At 69.7% G+C, this 11155-nt stretch carries 10 protein-coding genes, 1 tRNA gene and 1 other RNA gene; 7 read left to right on the top strand and 5 right to left on the bottom strand.

Going from position 1 to position 11155, the window contains the following annotated elements; all coding sequences use genetic code 11:
- Nucleotides 1-476 precede the first annotated feature (476 nt).
- Complete coding sequence (locus IEZ09_RS45210; RefSeq protein ID WP_189260026.1) at nucleotides 477-1247, bottom strand: maleylpyruvate isomerase family mycothiol-dependent enzyme; 771 nt, start codon at nucleotides 1245-1247, stop codon at nucleotides 477-479.
- Between the two features lie 2 nt (nucleotides 1248-1249).
- Nucleotides 1250-2023: a maleylpyruvate isomerase family mycothiol-dependent enzyme gene (locus tag IEZ09_RS45205; protein WP_189260025.1), complete on the bottom strand. Its 774-nt coding sequence runs from the start codon at nucleotides 2021-2023 to the stop codon at nucleotides 1250-1252.
- Between the two features lie 199 nt (nucleotides 2024-2222).
- On the opposite strand from IEZ09_RS45205, the gene IEZ09_RS45200 reads away from it, so the two are divergent.
- The gene (locus IEZ09_RS45200; RefSeq protein ID WP_301324790.1) at nucleotides 2223-4655 is read left to right on the top strand and encodes a DUF8508 domain-containing protein; all 2433 of its coding nucleotides are present in this window, start codon (nucleotides 2223-2225) and stop codon (nucleotides 4653-4655) included.
- Nucleotides 4656-4671: 16 nt separating this feature from the next.
- On the opposite strand, the gene IEZ09_RS45195 is transcribed toward IEZ09_RS45200, so the two are convergent.
- The 3 genes from IEZ09_RS45195 to IEZ09_RS45185 form a co-directional block, all read right to left on the bottom strand.
- Nucleotides 4672-5295: a GOLPH3/VPS74 family protein gene (locus tag IEZ09_RS45195; protein ID WP_189260024.1), complete on the bottom strand. Its 624-nt coding sequence runs from the start codon at nucleotides 5293-5295 to the stop codon at nucleotides 4672-4674.
- A gap of 1 nt (nucleotide 5296) precedes the next feature.
- A complete protein-coding gene (locus IEZ09_RS45190; protein ID WP_189260023.1) occupies nucleotides 5297-5953 on the bottom strand; it encodes a GOLPH3/VPS74 family protein in 657 nt (218 codons plus the stop codon).
- Between the two features lie 130 nt (nucleotides 5954-6083).
- Nucleotides 6084-6168, bottom strand: a tRNA-Ser gene (locus IEZ09_RS45185).
- 152 nt (nucleotides 6169-6320) lie between these two features.
- Here IEZ09_RS45185 and IEZ09_RS45180 point away from each other — a divergent pair.
- From IEZ09_RS45180 to IEZ09_RS45155, 6 genes are all read left to right on the top strand, one after another.
- Nucleotides 6321-6869, top strand: coding sequence for a hypothetical protein (locus IEZ09_RS45180; protein WP_189260022.1), 549 nt, complete (start codon nucleotides 6321-6323; stop codon nucleotides 6867-6869).
- Nucleotides 6870-6950: 81 nt separating this feature from the next.
- A complete protein-coding gene (locus tag IEZ09_RS45175; protein ID WP_189260021.1) occupies nucleotides 6951-7283 on the top strand; it encodes a YciI family protein in 333 nt (110 codons plus the stop codon).
- Nucleotides 7283-8464, top strand: coding sequence for an RNA polymerase sigma factor (locus IEZ09_RS45170; RefSeq protein ID WP_189260020.1), 1182 nt, complete (start codon nucleotides 7283-7285; stop codon nucleotides 8462-8464). The genes IEZ09_RS45175 and IEZ09_RS45170 overlap by 1 nt, the downstream gene beginning before the upstream one ends.
- 7 nt (nucleotides 8465-8471) lie before the next feature.
- The gene (locus IEZ09_RS45165) at nucleotides 8472-8840 is read left to right on the top strand and encodes a maleylpyruvate isomerase mycothiol-dependent enzyme family protein (protein WP_189260019.1); all 369 of its coding nucleotides are present in this window, start codon (nucleotides 8472-8474) and stop codon (nucleotides 8838-8840) included.
- Between the two features lie 18 nt (nucleotides 8841-8858).
- Nucleotides 8859-8953: signal recognition particle sRNA small type (ffs, locus tag IEZ09_RS45160), an RNA gene on the top strand.
- Nucleotides 8954-8984: 31 nt separating this feature from the next.
- Nucleotides 8985-11003: a DNA polymerase III subunit gamma and tau gene (locus IEZ09_RS45155; protein ID WP_189260018.1), complete on the top strand. Its 2019-nt coding sequence runs from the start codon at nucleotides 8985-8987 to the stop codon at nucleotides 11001-11003.
- Nucleotides 11004-11155 lie beyond the last annotated feature (152 nt).

Raw genomic sequence — 11155 nt, 5'->3', positions numbered from 1 at the left:
TTGACCTGCGTGGATGCATGAGAGCGAGTCTGGCTGAACAGACGCTCGCAGACCTCGAAAGCGTGTGAGGTGCAAGCCTCCGTGGGTTCAAATCCCACCGCCACCGCCAAACGCTGATGGGCGAGTGCTCGTGGAGAGCACTCGCCCATTTGCGTTTGGCGGGTGTTTTGTGGGGGCGGAGCCCCCACGCCCCACCCTGGGGGCAAGCCCCCAGACCCCCACGGCCTATCCCAGGGGACAAGGCCCGCAGATGCCCGCGGCCTACCCCAGTGGCCAAAGCCCCCAGACCCCCGCGGCCTATCCCAGGGGCAAGGCCCGCAGGTGCCCACGGCCTACTCCAGGGGTCAAGACCCTCAGATTTCCGCGGCCTACAGAGGGTCAAGGCCCTCAGATCCCCACGCCCTACCCAGGGGGTGAGGCCCCAGACCCCCACGGTTGGGCCCCACGGTCGGGCCCGTGCGGTCAGAACCGTGTGGTCAGAACCGTGCGCGGGACAGGAACTCCTTCAGCAGCGTCGCGTCGCCGGACACGTCCAGCCCGTCCGCGCCCCGGCGCCGGTAGAGCGCCAGCACCAGTTCCGCTGCCGGTCCCCGCGCGGTCACCGCGGCCGTGCCCTCGTCCTGACGGGCAACCGGCGCGGCCCCGGTCAGATCGACCAGCCAGCTCGCGTCAACGTCGGTCGCCTCGAACGCCAGCGTGCCCGCCCCGAGCAGCGCGGCGAACTCCGGCCGGCGCAGGTGCACGATCCGCAGCCCCACGGTCATCCACTCGTACAACCCGTCCGCGGCCACCACCGGATCGACCTCGAACGGCAGTCCCAGCGCCTCGAAGGCGTCGTGGCGGTGCACCCACGTCTCGTGCGCCATCCGCCGCGCCCAGAACCGCGGTCCCGGCTCGTCGGGGAACAGCGTCGCGATCGGGTCGTCGGGCGACACCTCGCGCATTGCCGCGGCCAGCAGTTCCGCGCCTTCCGTCAGCCAAGGGCCCAGCTCGGCGGCCGTTTCGCCGGCGTACTCGTCGACCGAGTGCGCCTTGCTCAGCGATCGGTCGGCGTCCGGAATCCGTTCCCGGACCAGCTGCTCGATCCACCGGTGCGCGTACCCGAGGTGGCGCAGCAGCTGGTTCAACGTCCAGTCCGGCGTGGCGGGCACCCGGATCGAGAGATCCGCGTCGGCCAGACCGGAAACCAGCAGCGAGGTCTGTGCGACGCCCGTGTCGAGCCGTTGCGCGTAAGTCAGCATCCCCATGGTCAAAAACGTACGCTCGCGAGGAGCCGGTCGAGCCGGTCGTGATCACCGAACACCTCGAGACCCTCCACCGGCCGCCGCCGGTAGACGGTGAGCACCAGTTCGACCACCGGCCCGCGGACAGCCACCGCCGCCTTCTCGTGCCCCTCCCGGACGGCCGGCATCGGCCCGGTCAGGTCGATCACGAGCTCGCAGTCGAAGTCGGTCGCGTGCAGGTGGACGGTGTTGCCAGGGCCCACCAGCGCCGCGGTCTCGGCCGGCCGCCGAAGGAACGCGAACGGCAGTGCGAACCGTGTCCACTCCGCCACGTTGTCGGCGGCGACGGCGGGGTCGAGCTCGAACGGCACACCCAGCGCGTTCACGGCGTCCCAGCGGTGGATGACGGTCTCCTGCATCATCCGGCGCGACCACAGGCGCGGGCCGGGGTGACCGCCGAGCGTGGCGATCATCTCGTCCGGTTCGACGGCCTGGAGCGCGGACGCGAGCGACGCAGCGCCCTCAGAGAGCCAGGGACCGAGCTCGGCGGCCGTCTCACCCGCGTAGGCCGTGACGTCGAGCGACATGCTGCGGCTGAAGTCGACCTCCGGCAGCTTCTCGCGGATCATCTCGTCGGTCCACCGGTGCGCGTGGCCGACGTGGCGCAGCAGCTGGTTCACGGTCCAGTCCGGGCACGAGGGCACCTGAACGCCCAGGTCAGCGCCGTCCAGTGCGGAAACCAGCAGGTCGGTCTGGTTGATGATCTCGGCGCAGTGGCGCTCGTAGCTCAGCTTCCCCATGCCCTCAAAGTAGGGACGCTGACCGGCGCCTGGGAGGGGCCCACCGGTCAGCGTTCCGATTTCGAGCATACACCATGATCGAACACTTGTTCGAGTGATCATTGATGGGCCAACCGGTTAACCGTTAGTAACAACCGCTTCCAAACGTCACTCGATCGAGGAAAGATGCGTCGGTCCGCCGCATCCCCTGGAGGAAGTTTTGAGAGCCACCCTGCCCGGCGTCGGGACAGTGGTGGCGGCGCTCGTGTTCGCCGCCGCACCCGCTGTTGCCGCACCCAGCACCGACGCCCTGATCTCCGAGGTCTACGGAGGCGGCGGCAACTCCGGCGCCACGCTGAAGCAGGACTTCGTCGAGCTCGCCAACAAGAGCGCGGGCGCGATCAGCCTGGACGGCTACAGCGTCCAGTACATCTCGGCCACCCCCGGCGCGACCACGCAGTGGGCCGTGACCCCGCTGACCGGCTCGATCGCGCCCGGCAAGACGTTCCTCGTCGCCGAGGCCAAGGGCACCGGCGGCACCGTCGAGCTGCCGACCCCGGACGCCACCGGCACGATCGCCATGAGCGGCACCAACGGCACCATCGCGCTGGTCAACGGCACCACGCCGCTGACGTGCAAGACCGCCGCCGAGTGCGCCGCCGACAGCCGGATCAAGGACCTCGTCGGCTACGGCACCGCGGTCGTGCGCGAAGGCACCGCGGCGAACGCCCTGAGCAACACCACCTCGGCGTTCCGCAACATCGAGCTCGGCGACACCGACGACAACTCCGCCGACTTCAAGGTCGGCGACCCGAACCCGACCAACTCCAAGGGCGAGACTCCGGGCGGCGGCAACCCGGACCCCGACCCGGACCCGGTGCCCGGCGACAAGCGCATCCACGACATCCAGGGCGTCACGCGCTACTCGCCGTTGTTCGGCCAGAAGGTCAGCAACGTCCCCGGCGTCGTCACCGGCACGCGCGCCACGGGTGACCGCGGCTTCTGGATCCAGGACACGGTCAGCCCGGACAGCGACCCGCGCACCAGCGAGGGCATCTTCGTCTACACGGCCGGCACCGCGCCGACCGTCGCCGTCGGCGACAACGTGCTGGTCAGCGGCACCGTCGCCGAGTACAGGCCGGGCGGCGAGACGGGCTCCAACCAGACCCTCACCGAGATCGCCCAGGCCACCGTGATCACGGTGTCGAAGGGCAACCCCGTCCCGGCGCCGGTCGTCGTGAAGAACATCCCGACCGGCTACCTGCCCGCTCCCGGCGGCAGCATCGAGCAGCTCCCGCTCGAGCCGGAGAAGTACGGCCTCGACTACCTCGAGTCGCTCGAGGGCACGCTGGTCCAGGTCGACGACGCCCGTGTCGTCGGCCCGAGCAACGCGTTCGGTGAGGTCTGGGTGACGGTCAACCCCGACCAGAACCGCAACGAGCGCGGCGGCACCACCTACACCGGCTACGACCAGCCCAACAGCGGCCGGTTGAAGATCAAGGCCACGCCGCTGCCGGCCTCGAACGTCGGTGACGTGTTCGCCGGCGCGACCGTCGGTGCCATCGAGTACACGAACTTCGGCGGCTACACCCTGGCCGCGCTGAAGCTCGGCACCCACACGTCCGCCAACCTGCAGCGCGAGATCACCGCGCAGCAGAAGGAGAGCGAGCTGTCGGTCGCGACCTACAACGTCGAGAACCTCGACCCGTCCGACCCGCAGGAGAAGTTCGACCGGCTCGCCGACGGCGTGACGACGAACCTGCGCAGCCCGGATGTCGTTGTGCTGGAAGAGATCCAGGACAACAACGGCGCGGTCAACGACGGCACCGTCGCGGCCGACCAGACGCTGCAGAAGTTCTCCGACGCGATCGTCGCCAAGGGCGGCCCGCGCTACCAGTGGCGGCAGATCGACCCGGAGAACCTGAAGGACGGCGGCGAGCCCGGCGGCAACATCCGCGTCGGCTTCCTCTTCAACCCGCAGCGGGTGTCCTTCGTGGACCGTCCTGGCGGCGACTTCAAAACCCCGGTCGAGGTCGTGAAGAAGAACGGCCGCGCGGCGCTGTCCGTGTCACCGGGCCGGATCGACCCGCTGAACGACGCGTGGGCGAACAGCCGCAAGCCGCTCGCCGGTGAGTTCAAGTTCCGCGGCCGCACGGTCTTCGTGGTCGCGAACCACTTCAACTCCAAGGGTGGCGACGAGGCGATGCACGGCCGCAACCAGCCGCCGACCCGCTCCTCCGAGGTGCAGCGCGCCAAGCAGGCCGCGGCGCTGAAGGCGTTCACCGAGCAGATCCGCGCGATCGACAAGGGCGCCAACGTCATCCTCGCCGGCGACCTGAACGACTACCAGTTCTCGCCCGCGCTGAAGACGTTGACCGGCGACGGCAACCTCAAGGCGCTCATCGAGACGCTGCCGGTGAACGAGCGGTACAGCTACGTCTTCGAGGGCAACTCGCAGACGCTCGACCACCTCGTGGTGAGCAAGAACATCACCCGCTTCGGCTACGACGTGGTGCACATCAACGCGGAGTTCGCCGACCAGGCGAGCGACCACGACCCGCAGATCGTCCGCGCCCGCCCGTCCACGGGTGACGCGAACGTCGACAAGATCGTGTTCGCGCTCGAGGACATCCTCGACTGCCTGAAGAAGTAACCCTCGACGGTGGCCGCTACCTCAGGAACTTGCCTTCCGAGGTGGCGGCCACTGTCGCAACCACCATCTCCGCGGCCACGGCGGCGTGAATCGCCACCACCGCGGGGGAGTGTCCATCGGAGATCTGCTTCGCGCGGGCGGCCAGCTCGTGCTTGTCGCCCTCGAACACCTTGTGCACCGCCTTGACCGCGTGCAGCAGCGAGATCAACGCACCGCTGCGCGCGTCCGGTGCTCGATGACCGAACAGCACGCTGCCCACGGCCGTGCGCACCTCACTCACCGCTGCCGGGTCGAGGATCATGAAGCCGCCGAACACCTGCTGCCGCAACGCCAGAATGCCGCGTGCCTGCAATCCGGTCATCACGTTGTCGCGCACGTGATTCCGGATCCTCTGCACCGCTCGCCTGGGGGTCAGCGGTGCCCCGAGCCGGTTCAGCGACTCCTCGAGGAACGGATTCGGCGATGGTCTCCCGCCCGAAGTGAGGAGCTGCTTGCCGTTCGGGTCGTACGCGAGTCGCCCCGAGTGCACCAACTCGATCACCATCGCGCCGCCGAGCGCGTTCCCGACCGCCTCGGCGCCGGCCAGTGCGTGACCGGTCCGCTCGTCGACGAACAACAGCAACAGGTCCTCTGGCAGCACGTCAGCTGGATCCGGCGCTGGTCGTCGCCGCCACCGTCGCCGCCGTCATGGCTGCCATGACTGCGGCGTTCACCGCCTCCATCGCCTTCCTGACCGCGTCGCCCGCCCAGTTGCCGGCGGCGATCTGCTTGGCCCGCGCGTTCATCTCCCGCTTGTCGCCGTCGAAGACCTTGTGCAGCGCTTTCACCGCGTAGAGCAGCGAGATCAACGCCCCGGTGCGTTCGTCCGGCGCCCGATACCCCAGCGCCACGCTGCCGACCGCGTCCCGGAGCTCGCTCATCACCTCGTGGTCGCGGATGACGTAGCTCTTCGTGGGGAAGATCCCGAGCATCCTGGTCTTCTCGACCGACAGCACGTCACGGCCTTCGAGCTGGGCCATCACGTTGTCCCGCACGTGGGTCCGCAGCCTCTCCACGGCTCGCTGCGGCTTCATCGGCTTGGTGAGCCTGCTGAGCGACTCCTGCAGGAACTCGTTGCCCAGCGGGGTCGAGTCCACGACCGCGAGCTTCTTGCCGTCCGGCTCGAACGCCACCCGCCCGGCGTTGACGAGCTCCAGCAGGACGGCGCCGGCCAGCGCGTTGTGGATCGACGTCGTGTCCATGAGCACGCGGCCGTCTTCTTCGTCGATGAAGAGCAGCATCAGGTCTTCGGGCAGCATGACCCCATAACGCACCAAGGGCGCCGACTGTTGCAAGTCGGCGCCCTTGGTGGCCCGGGGTGCGGGGTGTCCCCGCGAGATACGCAAAAAAGGCGGCGAGTGCTCTTTGCGAGCACTCGCCGCCTGTGCGCGGAGGATACGGGATTTGAACCCGTGAGGGTGTTAACCCAACACGATTTCCAATCGTGCGCCCTAGGCCACTAGGCGAATCCTCCGTGGGGGAGCTTACCGGACGGGTGTTCCGCGACCCAAAACGGGGGTGGACGGCCAGGCGCCTGCCTGCTGCCGTCGTGACGTGCATCACTCGTCCGGGGGTCCGTTCGCCGAAGCGTCCGGGAGTCATGATCCACATCCGTAGAATGCGCTAATGGCCGAGGGGAACCCGCGCACGTTCTGGAAGACCGCGGGCGCGCTGGGGATCGTGACGGCGGTGATCACCCTGACGGGCACGATCGTCGTGGCACTGATCAACAAGCCCAGCACGCCTTCCGCGCAGAGCACGTCCTCCTCCGCCGAGCCTCCCGCGTCGGTCACGTCCGGATCGGCTGCTCCGCCGTCCTCCACGGCGGCCGCGCCGTTGTGGTCCGGCCACCTGAACCTCGAGAGCTACGTCAATTTCGACGTGCTGCCCCCGGTGAACGGGGGTGGCCAGCTCAGTCAGGCCACCGACGGCTCCTTCAGGCTCAGCGGGAATGGTGCGATCTGGGAGTCGCCCAACCCGCCCACGAAGCAGGAGTGCATCGACCGGATCGCCGGTTACTCGGTGACCAAGTTCCAGGCAGACATCGGCAAGCAGCTCTGCTACAAGGCGCGTTCCGGACGGATCGTGCACATCAAATTCACCGAACTGGTCCAGCCGGGGAATGTGCTCGACACGCCGCTGTGGGGCACTGAGATCACCATCTGGTCGAGCTGACGCAAAAATCTCGAAGACCGCTGTCGATCTGGCCGTGAGCCGCTCGTCGTGATCCCGTAGGACCGACCGAGGAGGGCACACGTGAAGTACATGCTGTTGATCTACGCGGCTTCTGACCAGCAGAACAGCTGCACCGTCGAGGACTGGATCGCCCACGAGAAGGAGATGAAGGACGCGGGCGTGCTCGTGTCCGGTCACTCGCTCGCCGACCTGGTCACGGCGACCACCGTCCAGGTCGGACCCGACGGCAGGCGCTCGGTGACCGACGGCCCGTTCGCCGAGACCCGTGAGGTGCTGGGCGGTTACGAGATCATCGACGTGCCGGACCTGGACGCGGCGCTGGAGTGGGCCGCCAAGTGCCCCGGTTCGCGCGACGGCGGTGCTGTCGTCGTGAGGCCGATCGCCGAGTTCTGATGAACGTCGAGCAGGTGTTCCGGGAGGAGCGCGGCAGGCTGCTCGCGACGCTGGTCAAGCGCCTCGGCGACCTCGACCTCGCCGAGGAGGTCACCTCCGACGCGATCGAGGCGGCGTTGCGGCACTGGCCGGTGGACGGGGTGCCGGACCGGCCGGGCGCGTGGTTGCTCACGACCGCGCGCCGCAAGGCCGTCGACCGCCTGCGCCGCGACCAGGTCCACGCGGCTCGGCTGGCGTTGCTGCAGGTGGAGGTCTCGCGCGCCGACGCGCCCGTGGCCGGCGGGCTGCCGGACGAGCGGCTGGAGCTGTTCTTCACGTGCGCGCACCCCGCGTTGCCAGAGGAGGACCGCGGCGCCCTGATCCTGCGCTGCCTGGCGGGCTTCACCACGCCGGAGGTCGCGCGGGCGTACCTGGTGCCGGTCACGACGATGCAGCAACGGATCGTGCGCGCGAAGAAGAAGATCAGGGAAGCGCGCATCCCGTTCCGCGTCCCCGACCAGGACGAACTCCCGGAACGCCTGCCCGGCGTGCTGCAGGCCGTCTACTCGATCTTCACCGAGGGCTACGCGGCCCAGCGGCCCGACCTGGCCGGCGAGGCGATCAGGCTCGCCAGGATCCTGCGCGCCCTCCTGCCGGGAGAACGCGAGGTCACGGGCCTGCTGGCGTTGATGCTGCTGGTCCACGCCCGCCGCGACGCCCGCGCCGAGCTGCTGGAGGACCAGGACCGGGCGCTCTGGGACGCCGACATGATCGCCGAGGGCAGCGCACTGGCCGAGGCGGCGCTGACCGGCGGCCACGGCCCGTACGGGGTGCAGGCGGCGATCAACGCGCTGCACGACGAGGCCCCGGACTTCGCGAGCACCGACTGGCCCCAGATCGTCGCCCTCTACGACGTGCTGAACGCACTCACGCCGTCACCGGTGATCGCGCTCAACAGGGCCGTCGCGATCGCCATGCGCGACGGCGCGGCCGCCGGCCTCGCCCTGCTGGACGAGCTGGCCGCCGAGCCCAAGCTCCGCGACTACCACCCGTACCGGGCGGCGCGCGCCGACCTGCTGCACCGCCTGGGGCGTTCCGCCGAGGCCGCCCAGGCCTACCGCGAGGCCATCGCACTCGCGGGCACCGAACCCGAACAGGACTTCCTGCGCCGCAGGCTCACCGCCGTCGAGGGGCAATCATGATCATGAAATGGCTGGAGGCCTGGCAGCGCGAGACCCTTTGCGCGGGCTGGACCAGTTGATCGCGCAGATCCGCGAGACGGCGGCGTCACCGAAGCGTGCTCCCGGCGCCGCACCGATCGATCCGCTGGTCGACTTCCTGGTCCACGGCCAGGACATCGCCCGCCCGCTGGGCCGCGTCCGCGAGATGCCGCTCGAACCCGCTCGCGCCGCCCTCGACCATGTGATGAAGAGCCCCTTCTACGGCGCTCGCAAGCGCTTCCGCGTCACCGGAATTCCCGACCTCCCGGTCCCTGACCTGCTGATGCTGGCGACAGACCGGAAGTTGTCCACAGCTGGGGACAACACTGTGGGCAACTCGAACACACGTTCGATCTAGACCCTTCGCTACACTGACTGCGGACCTCGTGCGGCACACATCTCGCGAACCTCCCCAGGGCCGGAAGGCAGCAAGGATAAGCGGGCTCTGGTGGGTGCACGGGGTCCCCTTCTTATGTCAGGGGTCACCGGTACTGTCTCCGGCGTGGCGCTCGCTCTGTATCGCAAGTACCGTCCCGCCACGTTCTCCGAGGTCGTCGGCCAGGAGCACGTGACAGAACCCCTGCGCACCGCGCTGGCGGCGGGCAGGGTGAACCACGCGTACCTCTTCAGCGGCCCGCGAGGCTGCGGCAAGACCTCGTCGGCCCGCATCCTGGCCCGCTCGCTCAACTGCGTGCAGGGCCCGACGCCCGACCCGTGCGGCGAGTGCAACTCGTGCATCGGCCTGGCCCCCAACGGTTCGGGCAGCGTCGACGTGGTCGAGCTCGACGCGGCCTCCCACGGCGGCGTGGAGGACGCCCGCGAACTCCGCGACAAGGCCTTCTACGCACCGGCGGAGTCCCGCTACCGCGTCTTCATCATCGACGAGGCCCACATGGTCACCACGCAGGGCTTCAACGCCCTGCTCAAGATCGTCGAAGAGCCGCCGGACCACCTGATCTTCATCTTCGCCACGACCGAGCCGGACAAGGTCCTCCCGACCATCCGCTCCCGCACGCACCACTACCCGTTCCGCCTGATCCCGCCGGGCGTCATGCGAGGCCTGCTGGAACGCAACTGCGCCGCGGAAGGCGTGCAGGTCGACCCAGCCGTCTTCCCGCTGGTGATCCGCGCGGGCGGCGGCTCGGCCCGCGACACCCAGTCGGTCATGGACCAGCTCCTCTCCGGCGCGGGCCCGGACGGCGTCAAGTACGAGCGCGCCATCACCCTCCTGGGCGTCACCGACTCGGCCCTGATCAACGACGTGGTGGACGGCCTGGCAGCAGGCGACGGCGCCGCGGTCTTCGGCACCATCGACCGCCTCGTGGAAGCGGGCCACGACCCCCGCCGCTTCGCCTCCGACCTGCTGGACCGCCTCCGCGACCTGGTCCTGCTCTGCGCAGTCCCGGACGCCGCCGACCGCAACCTGGTCAGCGCCCCGGAAGACGAACTGGCCACCATGTCGGCCCAAGCAGAACGCATCGGCCCAGCCACCCTCACCCGCTACGCCGAAATCGTCCACACGGGCCTGGTCGAAATGCGCGGCGCCACGGCCCCGCGCCTCCTGCTGGAACTCCTGGTCTCCCGCATGCTGCTCCCGTCCGTGAGCCAGTCGGAAGCGGCCCTGCTCCAACGCCTGGAACAACTGGAACGCCGCCCCCCAGCCGCCATCGCGGCCTCCGGCGACGCCCCAGCACCCCCACCGGCCGGCGCCCCGGTCTTCACCCGCAAGTCCCAGCAACCACCAGCAGCACCAGCACCCGCCGAGGTGCCCCGCCAACCGGAACCGCCCCGCCAGGCACCCGCACCGGCCCGCCCCGCGCCCGCGCCCGTCGTCGCGCAGCCGCCCGCGGCCGCACCCCAGCCCGTGGCCGCCGCACCTCAGCCTGCCCCGGAACCCGCACCCGAACCGGAGCCCGCCGAAACCCCAGCCGCCTCGGGCGGCCTGGACGCAACGGCGGTCCGCCGAGTCTGGTCCGAACTGCTGGCCGCGGTCCGCTCGTCCAGCCGTAGCACCGAGGCAATGCTGACCAACGCCATGGTCAGCGAGGTCGACGGCAACGTGGTCACCATCGCCCACACCTCGGCCCCGTTGGCCCGCCGCCTGGCCGAACCCCGCAACACCGAGGCCATCGCCAACGCCCTGTCCTCAGTCCTGGGCGGCACCTGGCAGGTCCGCTGCGTCCACGGCACCCCAAGCGCAACCCCACAAGCAACCCAACCACCCAAGGCGGCCCGCCCGGCCCCCACCCGCCCGAGCCAGGCGGCCCAAGCCCCCACCACCCGCCAGCCAGAGCCTCAGCGCCAGGCCCCACGCCCGCCGGCGGACGACGTCCCCCCGCCCCCGGAACCCCCGGAGCCAGACGAGCCCCTCCCGCCGGAACCAGACGACGAAGAGGCAATGCTGGCCGAAGCGGCCCGCCCGGTGGACCCCGACTCGGTGAGCAAGGAACAGGACCCAGAAGCGGTGATGCTCAAACTCCTGGCCGACGAACTGGGCGCCCGCCCGCTGAAAAAGGCCTGACCGCCCCCCAGCGCACCCCGATCCTTTCGCGAAGGCGGGGCCGAAGCGAGGCATGCGAAGCCGCAGGCGAGCTGTTCCGAAGCCGTAGGCGAGGCCCAAGCGATGGCGCAGCCGAGCAGTCCTTGGCATACCGGGCTGGTGGGGTGGGTCCC

This window comes from Lentzea flava (genome assembly GCF_014648475.1).
In the GTDB taxonomy this organism is placed as follows: domain Bacteria; phylum Actinomycetota; class Actinomycetes; order Mycobacteriales; family Pseudonocardiaceae; genus Lentzea; species Lentzea flava.
This window is presented reverse-complemented; position numbering and strand designations above follow the sequence as displayed.